We start from the raw sequence: 15740 nt of genomic DNA, 5'->3' as shown, positions 1-15740 counted from the left end.
CCGCGCGACACACCACGCGGGACACGACGATGCCGTTGCTTGCGACCATCGTGATGGCAGTCTCGGCGCTGACCGCGCCGGCCTGCACGATCCCGGCCGACGTGCTGCCCGAGCAGCGGGCAGGCTTCTGCGAGCTGCCCGTCGCGGCGCGCGATTACGTCGTGCGCCGCAACACCTGCGAGCACTTCCTCGGCGAAGAACCCTACGACGAGGAACGGCGCCGCGAAATCAACGCCGCCGTCGAGACGTACTGCCGCGGCCTCGATGCGGAAACCGCGCGGCTGCGCAAGCGTCATCGCGACCGGCCCGCGGTCCTGCGCATGCTGGACGCGTACGGCGACGACGTCGGCATCTAGCCGTGACCTCTCAGTAGGTTGTTCGTCCGGGTGTGCCGGCCACCGAGGAGCCGTCGTAGGATGGGTTGAGCGCAGCGATACCCATCGCACGCCATGGCGGCCAAAATGCGCCAGCCGCAATCCCGCGGTCGGGGCGGAACGGCCTGACAGCTCCGGCATTTGCGAGGATTGCTCCTTCCCCCGCCCGTACCCCGGTTGCTGGTTTCGCTTCGCTCGACCCATCCTACGTCGCTGCGAGCACTTCCTCGCCGTCGGCATCTAGCCGTGACCTCTCAGTGGGTTGTTCGTCCGGGTGTGCCGGCCACCGAGGAGCCTTCGTAGGATGGGTTGAGCGCAGCGATACCCATCGCACGCCATGGCGGCCAAAATGCGCCAGCCGCAATCCCGCGGTCGGGGCGGAACGGCCTGACAGCTCCGGCATTTGCGAGGATTGCTCCTTCCCCCTCCCGTACCCCGGTTGATGGGTATCGCTTCGCTCGCCCCATCCTACGTCGCTGAACGCGTGGCTGATCAGCGGCGTCCAGATGGTGTTGTGCTGCGTCGCGCCTTGCCGCCTGCAAGGTCGCAGCGCGACGCCCGACCTCAACCCGCCTGCACGGCCTGCGACTGCCGTAGCAACCACTTGCGCGCCATGCGCCGCATCGACGCATCGGCGCTGTCGTCGGCATCGATCGCGGCGATGTCGCGCCACGCCAGCGCCAGCGATTCCTCGCTGACCACGAACGCCTCGTTGGCCCCCGCGCGCACCACGTAGCGCGCGTCGTAATGCCAGTGCCCGGCGACGTCGCCGCGCTCCGGGATCCAGTGCCGGTCCAGATCGAAGATTCCCGCATCCACCGACAAGCCGGACAGCCCGGATTCTTCCTCGGCCTCCCGCAGCGCGACATTCGCCAGGTCTCGGTCGCCATCGGCATGGCCACCCAGCTGCAGCCAGCGGCCGAGCTTGCGGTGGTGGGTCAACAGCACGCGCTGACCTGAGAGGTCCACCAGCCAAGCCGATGCGGTGAAGTGACCGGCATCGCGCTCGCGCACGAACGGGTCGGCGGCATCGTCGAGCAGCTGGGCAAACTCGTCCACCACCACGCCCTCCTCGGGCCATTGGCGCCGGTACGCAAACAGGTGGACGTGCAGGGAGCCGCCGTCGGTTTCATCGGACATGTTGCATCGCGCCATGCTGGGGAGGCCGCACATTATCCCTGTACGTGGCCATCACGGAGCTTGTGCGGCGGTTGTCTGCGGTTTATGTTCGGCGGGATAGCACGACCCCGTACCAGTACGGGGCCGTCCGGAATTCGCCTAGGAGAACGCGATGCTGTTTGAGCGTAGAAAACCGCTTGACTTGATCTTGGCAACCGCAGAAAAGCGGTCGCTCAAACGCCAACTGGGTGCCTTTGACCTGATGATGCTCGGCATCGGCGCCGTCATCGGTACCGGCATCTTCGTGCTCACCGCCGTTGCAGCGAACAAGGCCGGCCCGGGCATGATGTACTCGTTCGTCATCGCGGGCATCGTGTGCGCGCTCACCGCGCTGATCTACTCCGAGATCGCGGCGATGGTGCCGGTCTCCGGTTCGGCTTACACCTATTCGTACGCGGTGCTGGGTGAGCTGATCGCCTGGATGGTGGGTTGGGCGTTGATCCTGGAATATGCGGTGGCCGCGGGGGCGGTCTCCGTCGGCTGGTCCGGCTACGCAAACGGTTTCCTCGCGCATCATGGATTCGGCTTGCCCGATATCCTGACGGCGGGGCCGTTCTACACCGAGACCCTCGCCAATGGCACCCAGGCGGTGCACATGGTCGATGGCGTCGAGCACAAGGGCGGTTTCAACCTGATCGCCTTCCTGCTGGCACTCGTGGTGACCGCGCTGTTGGCCGTCGGAACGTCGAAGTCGGCCAAGGTCACGGCCGTGCTGGTGATGGTCAAGATCGCGGCGCTGACCGCTTTCATCGCGCTCGCTTTCCCGGCGGTCGATTCGGCGAACTTCGAGCCGATGCTGCCCAACGGCTGGGGCACGCCGCTCGGCGGCGTGGGCGTGCTGGGCGCTGCGGCGTCGATCTTCTTCGCCTATGTCGGCTTCGATGCGGTGTCGACCGCCGCCGAGGAGACGAAAAACCCCAACCGGAACATCCCCATCGGCCTGATCGGCTCGCTGGGCATCTGCACCGTCTTCTACCTGCTGGTCGCCTACACGGCAGTCGGTTCGATGGGCGCACAGCCGGGTGGCCCGTTGTCGCAGTCCCAGGAGCCGTTGGCCTTCGTGCTGCGCACGATCGGCTGGCCGGTCGTTGGTGACTGGGTCGCCGGCGCCGCGATCATCGCGCTGCCGTCGGTCGTCCTGATGATGATGTTCGGCCAGACCCGCATCCTGTTCACCATGTCGCGCGACGGCCTGCTGCCGGAGAAGCTGTCGCGGGTCCACCCGAAGTTCCACACCCCGCACGTGGTGACCTGGATCACCGGCGTGTTCGTGGCCTTCTTCGCCGCGTTGTTCCCGGTGGACATCCTGGCGGACATTTCCAACGCCGGCACGCTGTTCGCATTCTTCATGGTCGCCGCCGGCGTGATGGTGCTGCGCAAGACCGAACCGAACCGCCCGCGCCCGTTCCGCACCCCGCTGGTGTGGATCGTGGGCCCGCTGGCCATGGCCGGCTGCCTGCTGCTGTTCTTCAGCCTGGGCTGGAATCCGACGATCAAGTTCTTCTGCGGCTGGGCGATCTTCGGCCTGATCGTGTACTTCCTGTACGCACGCCGTAGCAGCCACTTGGCTCCGGGCAACGAGGGTCTGTTGCATGGCTACGCCGACAACAAGCTGCCGGCCGATCCGCTGATCCAGGAAGGCCCCAGCGCCGGTCCGTAAGCCATCCGAGCGTTCCCCGAAAAGCCCGGCTCCGGCCGGGCTTTTCTTTTGCCGTCGTCGACTCTGCACCAACGGGCCGGATTGCTACACTTCCTGCATGAACGCGCCCCTGCCCTACGACCCCAACCGCCTGGCGCATTGCGCCGGCGAGATCATCGTCTGCACCCGTGAGCTGGCCGCACGCGGCTGGACACCGGCGACCAGCAGCAATTTCTCCACCCGCATCGACGAGCACCATGTCGCCATCACCGTCTCCGGACGCGACAAGGGCCGGCTGACCGAGGCCGACATCATGGTCGTGGACCTCGAGGGCCAGCCGGTGGCCACCACCGCCCGGTCCTCGGCCGAAACGCTGCTGCACACCCAGCTCTACAAGCGCGATCCCGGCATCGGCTGCGTGCTGCACACGCACTCGCAGAACCAGACCGTGGCCTCGCGGCTGTACGCCGGCAACGGCCACCTGCACCTGGAAGGCTACGAACTGCTCAAGGCGTTTCCGGGCACCCACACCCACGAAACCGAGCTGGACATCCCCGTGCTGCCCAACAGCCAGGACATGCACACGCTGGCCGCGCAGGTCGATGCATTGCTCGACAAGGGCCCGCTGTGGGGCTACCTGATCGACGGCCACGGCCTGTATGCCTGGGGCCGCGACGTCGCCGAAGCGCGCCGGCACCTGGAGGCGTTCGACTTCCTGCTGTCGTGCGAGCTGGAACTGAGGAAGCTGCGATGAGCCGCCTGCGGATCTTCAACGTCGACAACACCACCCGGCCGCTGCTGGCGACCAGCGACCATGCCGACATGGCCAGCGAGCTGGCCAAGATCGGCGTCGGGTTCGAACAGTGGCAGGCCAACGCGCCGGTGGCGCCGGGCGATGCGTCAGAGGCCATCATGGCCGCGTACCGCAATGACATCGATCGCCTCGTCCAGACGCGCGGCTTCAAGAGCGTCGACGTGGTCAGCATCGCGCCGGACAATCCGCAGCGCGACGCGATGCGTGCCAAGTTCCTCGACGAGCACTTCCACAAGGAAGACGAGGTGCGCTTCTTCGTCGCCGGCTCCGGCCTGTTCACCCTGCACGTCGACGACGGCGTGTACGAGATCCTGTGCGAACAAGGCGACCTGGTGTCCGTGCCCGATGGCACCCGGCACTGGTTCGACATGGGGCCGGAGCCCAGCTTCGTGGCGATCCGCTTCTTCACCGAGCCCGATGGCTGGGTCGGCTACTTCACCGGTACCGACCTTGCCCAGCGTTTCCCGCGCTACGAGCCGGGACAAGCGGGCTGACCCACCGGCCCTGCCTGCGCAGGGCCGGTACTGCCCGCACCCTTTCGCAAACACCCCGCCCCGCGTTCCCGCCGCTGGCACCAGGCAGTCGCTGCCGGCACCACCGGGCACCCGGGCAACACCCGCCTCGCCGCACATCGCCGGCGAGACGAAGTCCGCGACCCAATCAGGCACGTCCATGGCCCGCATCATCCTCACCGACATCGAAGGCACCACCAGCAGCATCTCGTTCGTCAAGGACGTGCTGTTCCCGTATGCGCGCCGCGCGTTGCCTGGCTTCGTCAAGGCGCGCGGCCACGAGCCCGCCGTGCGCAAGTGGCTGGACGCGGTGGCCACCGACAACGGCGGCATGTGCGACGACGCGATGGTCATCGAAGTCCTGCAGGGCTGGATCGACGAAGACCGCAAGCACACGGCGCTCAAGGCCTTGCAGGGCATGCTCTGGGCCGACGGCTACCGCAACGCCGATTTCAGCGCGCACATCTATCCCGACGCGGCGCCGGCGTTGCGCGCCTGGCACGCCGCCGGGCTGCCGCTGTACGTGTACTCCTCGGGCAGCGTGCCGGCGCAGCGACTGTTCTTCGGCCACAGCGATGCTGGCGACCTCACCGGCCTGTTCTCGGGCTGGTTCGACACCGAGATGGGCGGCAAGCGCGAGGCCGACAGCTACCGCCGCATCGCCGAGGCGATCGGCCAGCCGGCCGGTGACATCCTGTTCCTGTCGGACGTCGTGGAAGAACTCGACGCCGCACGCGAGGCGGGCCTGGCGACGGTGTTGGTCGACCGCCTCGAGGACTACCCGCAGCCGCGCCTGGGCGAAGCCACGCACGGCCATACCCGGGCCGAGTCGTTCGCCCAGGTCGACGCCTGACAAGCAACATCGTGCGGGCGCCGGCGGGTGGTCGGCGTCACGGCGGCCGGGCCAGAGCGGCCGCGATATCAGACCTTGGTGCGTGGGTGGATGCTGTCGCCGCTCGCCATCATCTCCACGAACTTGCGCGCACGCGCGAGCCGGGTTTCGGGCTTCTTCGCCGTGTGCACGCGCCAGCAGAACGCGTACCGATTCGTCTTGTCCAGCTGCTCGAAAAACGCGGCGGCTTCGGGGTTGGCCGCCAGTGCCTCGGCCAGCTCAGGCGGCACGTCCATCGTCGTCGAACTCGCATACGCCGCCTGCCAGCGACCATCGGCCTTGGCCGCCTCGACCTCGCGCAACCCACCCTCGCCCATGCGGCCTTGGGCGATCAGGCGCTCGATCTTGCCGATGTTGATCTGGGACCACAGGCTGCGCGCGCGGCGCGGCGTGAAGCGCTGCAGGAAATACTGCGCGTCCAGGCCGCGTTTCTGGCCGTCGATCCAGCCGTGGCACAACGCCACGTCCAGCGCCTCGACGTAGCTCACTGACTCCAGCCCCGCGCCCTTCTTGGCGATCTGCAGCCACACGCCCTTGCCATCGACGTGCGCGCACAGCCACGTCTCGAACGCGCTGGCATCGCGGAACAACTTGATCGGCAGGTTGTCGGGCAATTCCGTCGCCATGGCGCTACTCCTTCGCCTCGTCGAGACGGTATTCGGTGCTGGCGTGCTGTTCGCCCTGCCAGCGATCGAACGCGCGCACGTCGATGCGATGCATGCCGGCGCCCAGGTCGGTCGGCAGCGTGCCGCGCCACAGGTGCTTCGACGGCGACGCTTCCGGCGAGCGGTCGTAGCCGCGCAGCGCGATGGCCTCGTCATCGCGCCGATTCTCGGCAAGCAGATTCGGATCCGGCTGTTCGACACGCTTCATCGCCCGCCACTGACCGCCGTCGATGCGGTACTCGACGCGGCTGTCGTGCATGCCCATGTACACGTTGGCGTACACCGCCCAGGCCGGGTACGCGCCACGGCGAAGGACGCGAGGAGCATGCAGCGACATCGCCGGCGTCGCGGCCGTATCACCGGCATCGACGCGCGCGGGACTCCAGCGCAGCGCGTAGTCGCCAGCGGCGCCAACCTGCAGGCGCGCGTGGCCGTTGGGCGTGCCGTCGGCCATGGTGGCCGCGGGTATGCCCTGCGCGTCCTTCGCTCCGGACCAGAACGCACCGCAGGACGCGCCGACGTTGTACTCGTGCAGGGGCTGCGCGCCGTGCCAACCGCTCGACGGGCCATGGAACACGTGTTGCTGGGTGTGCGCGTGCCCGCTCAGCAGCAGCACGTGCGGGAAGCCCGCCAGCAGGCCGAACAGCCGCTCGCGATCGGCCCGGCGAAACGTCTCGCGGCCCACGGCGGAGTCGAAGAACGGAATGTGCACGGCCAGCACCAGCAGGCGGTTCTTCGGCACGGTGGGCAGGTAGCGCTCGAGGAAGGCGAACTGGTCCTCGCGCAGGCCGCCAATCACCTTCGGGTCGGCATCCGGCCGATAGATCACGTCGTCCAGAACGACGAAGCTGGCTTGCGGTTCTTCCCACGCAAACGTGTCCGGACCGAAGTGGTGGCGAAACGTGAGCAGCGAGTCTTCATCGCGGGTCGCGTCGAAGTCGAGGTCGTGGTTGCCGGCCGCATGCAGCCACGGCACCCGCAGGCGCGCGGTGACGGCATTGAGCGCGGGATACAGCGCCAGATCGTCGTTGACGATGTCGCCCAGGCTCAGTCCCAGCTGCGCCGGCGCCCCGCCCTCCCCACCTGCAAGCAGCGGTTCCACGATGTCGCGCCGGTAGTAGTCGACGTCGACCAGCGACTTGACCTGCGGATCGGCGAACACCAGCACATCGAGCGTGCCATTGCCGCCCACGTCGTGCTGGCGGACCAGGGCGTAGTCGCGGCAGGTGGCGCCCGTCTGCGCCATGCCGCCGTATCGGAGTTGCGGCCCGGGGCTCAGCTGCTGGTTCTGCCAGAAGTCCGGCAGCCCGTCGTCGCGCATTGGCAGCGCGTAGCCGACCGGCTTGATGAGGAACTGGCTGGCGCCATCGCGCGGCGCCAGCGTGTAGCGACCCGCGCTGTCGGTGGTGACCAGCCGCACGCCATCGGACAGACGCACGCCGGCGATGCCGGGTTCGCCGTCGTCGCGGCGGCCGTCGGCATCGCGGTCCTCGTACACGACACCGGCGTCGCAGGTGGAATCGCCAGCGATCTCGCCGGCATGGGCCGGGGTCGCACAGGCAAGCGCGAAAACCAGCCCGAGGACGGGCAACGACGAAAGGCGTGCAGGGCTCATGGTGCGTGCGGCTGTGGCGACGGCAAAGACTACTTCAAGCCAGCGGCCGATTCTCACCCCGGCGACGTCGGTCCACGGAAATGCGCGCGACCGCGCAGACCATCGTCGTTGCGCCCGACCGATCGCTTCGCCGATTGGACCGTCTTGTCGCCGATCAAGGCGAAGGGTCCAGGGCACTGCGTTCAAAACCGGCTGCGCAACACGTCTCGCTCATCGCGCGACGCCACTCGCCCGATCGATCGCGTGCCGATCGCGCAGCACGGCCACCGCGTCCGACAGCGCCAGCCCGCGCGCGCGCAGCAGTACCAGCAGGTGGAACACCAGGTCGGCTGCCTCGCCGCACAGTGCCGCGTCGTCCTGCGCCACCGCCGCCAGCGCCACCTCCACGCCCTCTTCGCCCACCTTCTGGGCGACGCCACGCACGCCACCGTCGAACAGGCGCGTGGTGTAGCTGCCATTCGGCCGTTCGCGTTCACGCTGCGCCACCAGGGCGTCGAGCTGCGCAAGAAAGTCCGCCGGCGCATCGGCAAAACAGCTCACCCGCCCGAGGTGGCAGGTCGGGCCGGCCGGGAGTGCTTGCACCAGCAGCGTGTCGTTGTCGCAGTCGGCCTCCAGCGACACCAATTGCAGCCAGTCGCCGGAGGTTTCGCCCTTCGTCCACAGCCGCTGCCGGCTGCGGCTGTGGAAACTCACCCGGCCGGTCGCCAGCGTCACCGCCAACGCCTCGCGATCCATGTAGCCCAGCATCAGCACGCGACGGTTGTCCGCGTCCTGCACGATCGCGGGCAGCAGCCCGGCCTGTTTGTCCCAGGCAAGGGTGTCGATCTGTTCCGGTGTCATGGTGTGGTCCCTGCCGGGTTGCCGACGGCGCGAACGGCGATGCCCGCCGTCTGCAGCTCGTGTTTCAGCGCTGCGATCGACAGCGCGCCGGAATGAAAAACGCTGGCGGCCAGCGCTCCGTCGACATCGGCATCGCGGAACACGTCGACGAAATGGCCGGCGTCGCCTGCACCACCGGACGCGATCAGCGGCACCTCGCACACGGCACGCACCGCGCGCAGTTGCTCGAGATCGTAGCCGTCGCGAACCCCGTCGCTGCCCATGCAGTTCAGTACGATCTCGCCGGCGCCGAGCCGTTGCGCCTCAATCACCCAGTCCAGCGTGCGCCACGCGAGTGCCTGCGTGCGCGAGGGATCACCCGTGAACTGGCGCACGCGCCAGTGGCCGTCCGGGTCGCGCAGGCTGTCGATGCCGACCACCACGCACTGCACGCCGAACTCGGCGGCGAGCTCGGACACCAGCGCCGGCCGCATCAGCGCCGGTGTGTTGACCGAGACCTTGTCCGCGCCGGCGTACAACAACGCTCGTGCGTCCTCGACACTGGCGATGCCGCCGGCGACGCAGAACGGGATGTCGATGACGCGGGCGATCCGATCCACCCAGCCGGCGTCAGCGCGGCGACCTTCCGGACTGGCGGTGATGTCGTAGAACACCAGTTCGTCGGCCCCTTCGTTGCGGTATCGCAGGGCCAGTTCGACGATATCGCCCACGATCTCGTGGTCGCGGAAGCGCACGCCCTTGACGACCTTGCCGTCGCGCACGTCCAGGCACGGAACGATTCGACGGCTCAGCATGGTCGCGTCCTTTCGTCGTCGCGCGCAGCACGGGTTGCAGCGACGGCTTCCGCCAGCCCGAAGCGTCCGTCCAGCAGCGCCTTGCCCAGCACCGCGCCTTCGCATCCGGCATCGCGCGAGGCGGCGATGTCGGCCAGGTCGCGCACGCCGCCGGACGCCTGCACGCGCAGCCCCGGCGCCAACGCGACAATGCGGCGGTACAGGTCCAAGTTCGGCCCGGACAGCATGCCGTCGCGCGCGATGTCGGTGCACAGCAGGTGACACAGGCCCGCATCGGCGTACTGCGCCAGCAAGGCGTTCAACTCGGCTCCGCTGTCCTGTGTCCAGCCGGCCGTCGGCAGCAACCAGCGACCATCGGCGTGCTGGCGTGCGTCGAGTGCGACGGTGATGCAGTCGGCACCGTAGTCACGTATCCAGTCGACCACGCGGCGCGGTTCGCGCACGGCGAGCGAGCCGACCACGACGCGCTCCGCGCCCGCGGCCAGGATCGCCTCGACATCGCCCTCCCCACGCACGCCGCCGCCGGTCTGCACGCGCAAGCCGGTCTGTTCGCGGATCGCCGCAAGCAGCGGCCCGAGCGCGTAGCCACCGCCGCGCGCCGCGTCCAGGTCGACCAGGTGCAGCCAGTCCGCACCGTCGCGCGCGTAGCGCGAGGCAACCGCCAGCGGCTCATCGGCGTAACGGGTTTCCTGCGCGTAGTCGCCCTGGCGCAGTCGCACCACGCGGCCGTCGCGCACATCGATTGCGGGATACAGCGTGTAACTCATGAGAACGATCCGGACAGGAAATTGGCGAGCAGACGGCTACCGACATCGGCCGAGCGCTCGGGATGGAACTGCGCACCGAAGCGGTTGCCCCGACCGACCACGGCGGCGAACTCGCTGCCGTGCGAACACGCGGCAAGCACGTGCTCGCCCATCGGCGCGGCATAGCTGTGCACGAAGTACGCCTGCGCGCCGGCGTCGATTCCCGTCAGCAGCGGGTGCGCGGCGCGCGGCAGCAACCCGTTCCAGCCCATGTGCGGAACACGCACGCCCACCTCGGCTTCCAACTTTCGAACGCGTCCAGGCAACAGGCCCAGGCAGTCGCCCTCGCCTTCTTCGGACGACTCGAACAACAACTGCATGCCCAGGCAGATGCCAAGCAGAGGCTGGCGCAGCCCGCGAATCACCTCGATCAGGCCCAACGCGCGCAGTCGCGCCATTGCCGGCGCGGCGGCACCAACACCCGGCAGGATCACGCGGTCGGCGCGGGCGATCGCCTCGGCATCCGCCGACAGCACCGAATCCACGCCCAACCTCGCGAACGCATGCCGCACCGAACCGATGTTGGCACCGCCGGAGTCCACCAGCACCACGTTCATCGCCTGCACTCCATCACAGCACGCCCTTGGTGCTGGGCAGCTCACGACCCTCGCGGCGCACCGCCTGGCGCAGCGCGCGCGCGACGGCCTTGAAACAGGCCTCGACCTGGTGGTGGTCGTTGTCGCCGCTGACGCGCAGGTTGAGGTTGAGTCCGGCGCCTTCGCACAGCGAACGGAAGAAGTGCGGCACCAGCTCGGTCGGCAGATCGCCGACGCACTCGCGCCGGAACCGGCCGTCGAACACGAAGTACGGCCGCCCGGAGAAATCCAGCGCGGCGCACGCAAGCGCCTCGTCCATCGGCAGCGTGAACGACGCCGCCACCACCGGTGGTAGCGTCGCATCGGCCTCCTGGGTGAGGACCTGGGCGTCGTCGAAGCCGTAGCGACCGATCCCCCGCTTGTCGCCCAACGCCTCGCGCAATGCCTGCCCCAACGCGAGCGCACTGTCCTCGACGGTGTGGTGTTCGTCGATCTGGAGATCGCCCTCGCATTCCAGCTGCAATGCGAAACCGCCGTGCTTGCCGAGCTGTTCGAGCATGTGGTCGAGAAAGCCCAGCCCGGTCGAGATCCACGGCTCCGCGCGTTCGTCCAGATCGACGACGACGCGCACGCGCGTTTCGCGGGTGTCGCGTTGCACGGTCGCCACGCGCGGCGCATCCACCAGCGCGTGCGCGATCGACGGCCAATCCCATTCGCCGCCGAACTGCGCCGTCCGCAACTGGAACGCGCGCACACCAAGATTTCGCGCGAAGCCGTTGTCGGTCTCGCGGTCGCCCACCATCGCGGAGCGGGTCCAGTCGATGCCGCGCTCGCGCAGCAGGTGCAGTGCCAGGCCGATGGCGGGCTTTCGCGTGGGCGCGTTGTCGGCCGGGAAGCTGGTATCGATCAGCACCTCGCGAAACACGATGCCCTGGCTCTCGAACACCTGCATCATCAACGCGTGCGGGCCGTCGAAATCGGCCTGCGGGTAAGCCGGCGTGCCCAGTCCGTCCTGGTTGGTGACCATCACGAACTGCCAGCCCGCATCGCGCAGCCGAAGCATGGCCGGGATCACGCCGGGAACGAAACGCAGCTTCTCGTAACGGTCGATCTGGAAGTCTTCTGGCTCCTCGATCAAGGTGCCATCGCGATCGACGAACAGGATCGGCGTCGTGCTCATGCCAGACCTGCCAGCGTGTCCAGCACGGCGCTGTTCTGCTCGGGGGTGCCCAGGCTGATGCGCAACGCATCGCCCAGCCGAGGTTGCGCGCGCATGTCGCGCACCACGATCCCAGCGGCCAGCAGCGCCTCGAGCGCGCGTTGCGCGTCGGCAAATCGCACCAGCACGAAGTTGGCCTGGGAGGCATACACCGCGCGGACGCACGACAGCCCGGCAAGCGCGTCCTGCAGGCACTCGCGCTCGCGCGTTGCCTGCACCACGCGATCCCCGGTCTGCGCCTGCGCCGGTGCCGACAGCGCAGACAGCGCCACATCGACGCAGGGCTGGGGCAGCGGATACGGCGCCTGGCAACGCTGCAGGACGGTGATCAGTGCCGGATCGGCGATGACGCTGCCGATGCGCGCCGCGGCCAACGCGTGCGCCTTGGACAGCGTGCGCAAAACCACCACGTTGCGAAGCCGCTCCAGCAACGCGACCGACGATGGCTCGTCCGAGTACTCACCGTAGGCCTCGTCGACCACGACCAGCGCGCGACCGTCCAACCGCCACGCCAACGCTTCGATCTGTTGCACCGGCAGCGCGGTACCGGACGGATTGCCGGGCGAGCACAGCATCACCAGCTTCGCGCCGCTGCGTTCGGCGGTATCGGCCACGACCGCGAAGTCGACGTCCATCCGCCCGCCGCGGTCGAGCAATGGCACCTCCAGCAGGCGGCACCCGTGCAGCCGCGCGCAGACCGCGTACATGCCGAAGGTCGGCGGTGTGGTGACCACGGCATCCAGGCCCGGCCTGCACACCGCACGCAACAGCAGGTCGATGCATTCGTCACTGCCGCGCCCGGCAAGCAACTGGGCCGGCTGGCAGCCGTACAGTGCCGCCAATGCCGCGCGAAGGTCGGGGGGTTGCGGCTGCGGGTAGCGACGCAATGTCGATGCCGCGTCGGCCGGATTCGCCCAGGCCGATTCGTTGGCATTGAGCCAGACGCTGCCTTCGTTCCGCTCGGTGCGCGCGGACCGGTACCCGGCGAAGTCGCGCAGGTCGTCGCGCACCAGCGCCAGCGGGTCGCTACCGGCAGGCATCGCCGGCTCGTCCTGAACGCGATCGTCCTGTGCAGGGGCGCTCATGCCACGCACTCCCGCAGGCGCAGCGCCACCGCATTGCGGTGCGCATCCAGGCCTTCGGCGCCGGCAAGCGCAACCGCGCACGGACCGATCGCGGCGATGCCCTGCGCGCTGACTTCCTGCACGGTGATGGCGAGTTGAAAGCTGGCGACGTTGAGCCCGCCGGTGAATCGCGCCGCGCCGCTGGTGGGCAGCACGTGGTTGGTGCCACTGCAGTAGTCGCCCAGCGCCTCTGCGGACAGGTCGCCCAGGAACACCGAACCGGCCGCCTGCACCCGCGGCAACCACGCGCGCGCATCGCGCAGTGCCAGGATCAGGTGCTCGGGGGCATAGTCGTTGCTGATCTCGAATGCCTGCGCCAGGGAGTCCACGCGCAGCAGGCGTGACGACTGCAACGCGCGACGCGCGATGTCGGCACGCGGCAGCACGGCCAGTTGCAGATCCACCTGTGCGGCGACGGCGTCCAGCAGCGCATCGCTGTCGCTGATCAGCAGGACCTGCGAGTCGGGGCCGTGCTCGGCCTGGGACAGCAGGTCGGCGGCGACGAAGGCGGCATTGGCGCCGGCATCGGCGATCACCAGCACCTCCGACGGTCCGGCCGGCATGTCGATCGCCGCGCCTCCTTCGAGCATCGCGACCTGGCGCTTGGCTTCGGTGACGAAGCCGTTGCCAGGACCGAACAGCTTGTCGCACCGAGGCACTGACGCGGTGCCGAACGCCATTGCGGCGATGGCCTGGGCGCCGCCGATCTTGAGCACGCGCGATACGCCACTGCGCCGGGCCGCGTACAGCACGGCCGGATCGGCACTGCCGTCGCGTCGTGGTGGCGTGCACAGCACGATCTCGGGGCATTCGGCCAGCGTCGCGGGTATCGTCAGCATCAGCGCGGTCGACGGCAACGGCGCCGAGCCTGCCGGCACGTACAGCCCCACGCGGCGGATCGGCCGCAGCACGCGCTCGCAGCGAACGCCCGGTGCGGTGTCCAGCGCGTAGGCACTCGTCATGCCGGCACGGTGGAAGGACTCGATGCGGGCGGCGGCCTCGTCGATCGCGTTGCGCAGCTCGGCGTCCAGCGCGGTCTCCGCCGCGGCGAACTCCGCCTCGCCAACGCGCCAGTCGTCGAGCACGACGCCATCGAAGCGCTCGCCATAGGCGCGCAGGGCCGCATCGCCGAGTGCGCGCACTTCGTCGATGATCGCCGCAACGGTGGTGGTGGTGATTGCCGCGGTGACCTGCACCGGGCGTCGCAGCAACGCCGCGCGCGTCGCCGCATCGGCGGCGTTCCAGTCGGTGCGCCTCATGCCAGCATGCCCTCGACCGGCAACACCAGCAGGCCACGCGCACCCGCGCGCTTGAGTTCTTCCAGACGTTGCCAGCCCACCGTGCCGTGGCACAGCGCCTGCAGCGCCAGGTCGTCGCTGCCGTCGATGCGCGTCACCGTGGGTGCCTCGGCGTCGGCCAGCAGCGGCAGCAGGCCGGCCATCGACTCGCGCCGCGCCTGGAACATCAGCAACTTGCTGTGCCGGATGCGCAGCGCGCCGTCGAGACGGCGCAGCAACAGGTCGGCCAGCTCACCGCGCACGTCGTCGAACCCGCCGATCGGCCCGGCCAGCACCGCTTCGCTTTCGATCACCGTCTGCACCGGCTTGAGCTGGTTGGCCGCGAGCGTGGCGCCGCTCGATACCAGGTCGCAGATCGCTTCTGCCTGGCCCAGGCGCGGTGCGATCTCGACCGAACCGGACAGCAGCACCACATCCGCGGCGACACCCTGCGCGACCAGCCACTGCGACAGCAACGCCGGGTAGCTGGTGGCGATGCGCTTGCCGGCCAGCTGGGCGGCCCCCTGCCACTCCCAGCCTTCGGGTACCGCCAGCGCCAGCCGGCAGCTTCCGAAGCCCAACGCGCGCCACTCGCGGAATGCACTTGCACGGCCGTCGCCTCGCCGTCCCGCATCCTGTTCGAGCAGCACGTTGCGACCGACCACGCCAAGGTCGCAGACGCCATCGGCGATCAGGCCCGGGATGTCGTCATCGCGGACCAGCAGCAGGTCGACCGGCAGGGTCTCGCCGTAGCAGAACAACCGGTCGCGGCTTTCCCGCCAGCTCAATCCGCACGACGCGAGCAATGCACGTGCCGGCTCGGCGAGGCGGCCGGACTTCTGGATGGCGATGCGCAGGCGATCTCGCGCCACCGTGGGAGTTGCAGGGTTCATCGGGGATTCCTGGGAGGCTATTGGCGATTGCGCAGCGAGCGCCGCTGCAGGGCGACGGCGTAGCCGCCGGCACCGCGTTCGAGACTGCGGGCGACACGCCCGATCGTGGTCACGCTGACCTGGGTGCGGTCGTGGATCTCGCGATACGGCACTGCTTCGACAAGCAACGGCACCACGCGCCAGCGATCGCTGAGTGCCTCCAGCTCGGCCGGCGTGCACAGGTCCTCGAGGAAGGCACGGACCTGCGCGGAACTGCGCAGGCCCAGAAAGGCCTCGGCCAAGGCACTGATTGCATCCTCGGTTTCGTCGGCATCGTTGGGTCGACGTTTCATGCTGGCTCCGGCCGGACTTCGGCGCATCTGTGGGGCATTTCGGGGGCTCTTCGGGCGAGCGCCGGGCCGACTTCCGGCCCGCTTCTGCTCGTATCAATGTATTAACGCGTTAATACACTAACAGGGCGCTGCGAGGCGTGTCAAACCGCCCGGGGGCCGTCGGCCGGACGATCCCGCACGGGGTTACACTGCCCTCGCGTCCTCGGGAAGGGCGCAATCACCAACACGC

17 protein-coding genes are annotated in these 15740 nt (G+C 68.7%); 5 read left to right on the top strand and 12 right to left on the bottom strand.

From position 1 onward, the window contains the following. The first annotated feature begins 29 nt into the window (after positions 1-29). A complete protein-coding gene (locus EER27_RS03300; RefSeq protein WP_123086568.1) occupies positions 30-356 on the top strand; it encodes a hypothetical protein in 327 nt (108 codons plus the stop codon). A gap of 582 nt (positions 357-938) precedes the next feature. Here the strand turns inward: EER27_RS03300 and EER27_RS03295 are convergent. Further along, positions 939-1514 (bottom strand): NUDIX hydrolase, encoded by a 576-nt coding sequence (locus EER27_RS03295; protein ID WP_123086686.1) that lies wholly within the window; start codon positions 1512-1514, stop codon positions 939-941. A gap of 151 nt (positions 1515-1665) precedes the next feature. On the opposite strand from EER27_RS03295, the gene EER27_RS03290 reads away from it, so the two are divergent. From EER27_RS03290 to mtnC, 4 genes are all read left to right on the top strand, one after another. After that, positions 1666-3213 (top strand): amino acid permease, encoded by a 1548-nt coding sequence (locus EER27_RS03290; protein WP_123086567.1) that lies wholly within the window; start codon positions 1666-1668, stop codon positions 3211-3213. 97 nt (positions 3214-3310) lie between these two features. After that, positions 3311-3946, top strand: a complete 636-nt coding sequence (locus EER27_RS03285; RefSeq protein ID WP_123086566.1) for a methylthioribulose 1-phosphate dehydratase — start codon at positions 3311-3313, stop codon at positions 3944-3946. Beyond that, positions 3943-4500, top strand: coding sequence for a 1,2-dihydroxy-3-keto-5-methylthiopentene dioxygenase (locus EER27_RS03280; RefSeq protein WP_123086565.1), 558 nt, complete (start codon positions 3943-3945; stop codon positions 4498-4500). The genes EER27_RS03285 and EER27_RS03280 overlap by 4 nt, the downstream gene beginning before the upstream one ends. Positions 4501-4678: 178 nt before the next feature. Then, positions 4679-5371, top strand: coding sequence for an acireductone synthase (gene mtnC, locus EER27_RS03275; protein WP_123086564.1), 693 nt, complete (start codon positions 4679-4681; stop codon positions 5369-5371). 68 nt (positions 5372-5439) lie between these two features. Here mtnC and EER27_RS03270 read toward each other — a convergent pair whose 3' ends face one another. The 11 genes from EER27_RS03270 to EER27_RS03220 all read right to left on the bottom strand — a co-directional run bounded on the left by EER27_RS03270 (position 5440) and on the right by EER27_RS03220 (position 15511). Continuing rightward, a complete protein-coding gene (locus tag EER27_RS03270) occupies positions 5440-6036 on the bottom strand; it encodes a YdeI/OmpD-associated family protein (RefSeq protein WP_123086563.1) in 597 nt (198 codons plus the stop codon). 4 nt (positions 6037-6040) lie between these two features. Next, the gene (locus EER27_RS03265; protein ID WP_123086562.1) at positions 6041-7690 is read right to left on the bottom strand and encodes a calcineurin-like phosphoesterase C-terminal domain-containing protein; all 1650 of its coding nucleotides are present in this window, start codon (positions 7688-7690) and stop codon (positions 6041-6043) included. Between the two features lie 210 nt (positions 7691-7900). Beyond that, the gene (gene hisIE, locus EER27_RS03260) at positions 7901-8530 is read right to left on the bottom strand and encodes a bifunctional phosphoribosyl-AMP cyclohydrolase/phosphoribosyl-ATP diphosphatase HisIE (protein ID WP_123086561.1); all 630 of its coding nucleotides are present in this window, start codon (positions 8528-8530) and stop codon (positions 7901-7903) included. Next, a complete protein-coding gene (gene hisF, locus EER27_RS03255) occupies positions 8527-9324 on the bottom strand; it encodes an imidazole glycerol phosphate synthase subunit HisF (RefSeq protein WP_123086560.1) in 798 nt (265 codons plus the stop codon). Before hisF ends, hisIE begins: the two co-directional genes overlap by 4 nt. Next, complete coding sequence (locus EER27_RS03250; protein ID WP_123086559.1) at positions 9318-10091, bottom strand: 1-(5-phosphoribosyl)-5-[(5-phosphoribosylamino)methylideneamino]imidazole-4-carboxamide isomerase; 774 nt, start codon at positions 10089-10091, stop codon at positions 9318-9320. The genes hisF and EER27_RS03250 overlap by 7 nt, the downstream gene beginning before the upstream one ends. After that, positions 10088-10687 (bottom strand): imidazole glycerol phosphate synthase subunit HisH, encoded by a 600-nt coding sequence (gene hisH / locus EER27_RS03245; RefSeq protein ID WP_123086558.1) that lies wholly within the window; start codon positions 10685-10687, stop codon positions 10088-10090. Before hisH ends, EER27_RS03250 begins: the two co-directional genes overlap by 4 nt. Positions 10688-10700: 13 nt before the next feature. After that, positions 10701-11846: a bifunctional histidinol-phosphatase/imidazoleglycerol-phosphate dehydratase HisB gene (gene hisB, locus EER27_RS03240; protein ID WP_123086557.1), complete on the bottom strand. Its 1146-nt coding sequence runs from the start codon at positions 11844-11846 to the stop codon at positions 10701-10703. Beyond that, positions 11843-12925: a histidinol-phosphate transaminase gene (gene hisC / locus EER27_RS03235; protein WP_123086685.1), complete on the bottom strand. Its 1083-nt coding sequence runs from the start codon at positions 12923-12925 to the stop codon at positions 11843-11845. The genes hisB and hisC overlap by 4 nt, the downstream gene beginning before the upstream one ends. Positions 12926-12966: 41 nt before the next feature. Beyond that, positions 12967-14268: a histidinol dehydrogenase gene (hisD, locus tag EER27_RS03230; protein WP_123086556.1), complete on the bottom strand. Its 1302-nt coding sequence runs from the start codon at positions 14266-14268 to the stop codon at positions 12967-12969. Beyond that, complete coding sequence (gene hisG / locus EER27_RS03225) at positions 14265-15179, bottom strand: ATP phosphoribosyltransferase (RefSeq protein WP_123086555.1); 915 nt, start codon at positions 15177-15179, stop codon at positions 14265-14267. The genes hisD and hisG overlap by 4 nt, the downstream gene beginning before the upstream one ends. A gap of 17 nt (positions 15180-15196) precedes the next feature. After that, entirely contained in the window at positions 15197-15511 is a 315-nt protein-coding gene (locus EER27_RS03220; RefSeq protein WP_123086554.1) for a YerC/YecD family TrpR-related protein, read from the bottom strand. Positions 15512-15740: the final 229 nt, after the last annotated feature.

Origin of the sequence: Montanilutibacter psychrotolerans (assembly GCF_003719825.1) — a bacterium.
GTDB lineage: Bacteria > Pseudomonadota > Gammaproteobacteria > Xanthomonadales > Xanthomonadaceae > Montanilutibacter > Montanilutibacter psychrotolerans.
Note: the sequence above shows the minus strand (reverse complement) of the source record. Positions and strands in the feature narration are given on the sequence as shown.

What these genes read in the sequence shown, in the direction of transcription:
- hisF (WP_123086560.1), bottom strand. Translation starts at nt 9,324, where the DNA reads ATGCTGAGCCGTCGAATCGTTCCGTGCCTGGACGTGCGCGACGGCAAG.
- EER27_RS03280 (WP_123086565.1), top strand. Translation starts at nt 3,943, where the DNA reads ATGAGCCGCCTGCGGATCTTCAACGTCGACAACACCACCCGGCCGCTG.
- EER27_RS03250 (WP_123086559.1), bottom strand. Translation starts at nt 10,091, where the DNA reads ATGAGTTACACGCTGTATCCCGCAATCGATGTGCGCGACGGCCGCGTG.
- hisD (WP_123086556.1), bottom strand. Translation starts at nt 14,268, where the DNA reads ATGAGGCGCACCGACTGGAACGCCGCCGATGCGGCGACGCGCGCGGCG.
- EER27_RS03220 (WP_123086554.1), bottom strand. Translation starts at nt 15,511, where the DNA reads ATGAAACGTCGACCCAACGATGCCGACGAAACCGAGGATGCAATCAGT.
- EER27_RS03295 (WP_123086686.1), bottom strand. Translation starts at nt 1,514, where the DNA reads ATGTCCGATGAAACCGACGGCGGCTCCCTGCACGTCCACCTGTTTGCG.
- EER27_RS03265 (WP_123086562.1), bottom strand. Translation starts at nt 7,690, where the DNA reads ATGAGCCCTGCACGCCTTTCGTCGTTGCCCGTCCTCGGGCTGGTTTTC.
- EER27_RS03290 (WP_123086567.1), top strand. Translation starts at nt 1,666, where the DNA reads ATGCTGTTTGAGCGTAGAAAACCGCTTGACTTGATCTTGGCAACCGCA.
- EER27_RS03285 (WP_123086566.1), top strand. Translation starts at nt 3,311, where the DNA reads ATGAACGCGCCCCTGCCCTACGACCCCAACCGCCTGGCGCATTGCGCC.
- hisC (WP_123086685.1), bottom strand. Translation starts at nt 12,925, where the DNA reads ATGCCTGCCGGTAGCGACCCGCTGGCGCTGGTGCGCGACGACCTGCGC.
- EER27_RS03270 (WP_123086563.1), bottom strand. Translation starts at nt 6,036, where the DNA reads ATGGCGACGGAATTGCCCGACAACCTGCCGATCAAGTTGTTCCGCGAT.
- EER27_RS03300 (WP_123086568.1), top strand. Translation starts at nt 30, where the DNA reads ATGCCGTTGCTTGCGACCATCGTGATGGCAGTCTCGGCGCTGACCGCG.
- hisG (WP_123086555.1), bottom strand. Translation starts at nt 15,179, where the DNA reads ATGAACCCTGCAACTCCCACGGTGGCGCGAGATCGCCTGCGCATCGCC.
- mtnC (WP_123086564.1), top strand. Translation starts at nt 4,679, where the DNA reads ATGGCCCGCATCATCCTCACCGACATCGAAGGCACCACCAGCAGCATC.
- hisIE (WP_123086561.1), bottom strand. Translation starts at nt 8,530, where the DNA reads ATGACACCGGAACAGATCGACACCCTTGCCTGGGACAAACAGGCCGGG.
- hisB (WP_123086557.1), bottom strand. Translation starts at nt 11,846, where the DNA reads ATGAGCACGACGCCGATCCTGTTCGTCGATCGCGATGGCACCTTGATC.
- hisH (WP_123086558.1), bottom strand. Translation starts at nt 10,687, where the DNA reads ATGAACGTGGTGCTGGTGGACTCCGGCGGTGCCAACATCGGTTCGGTG.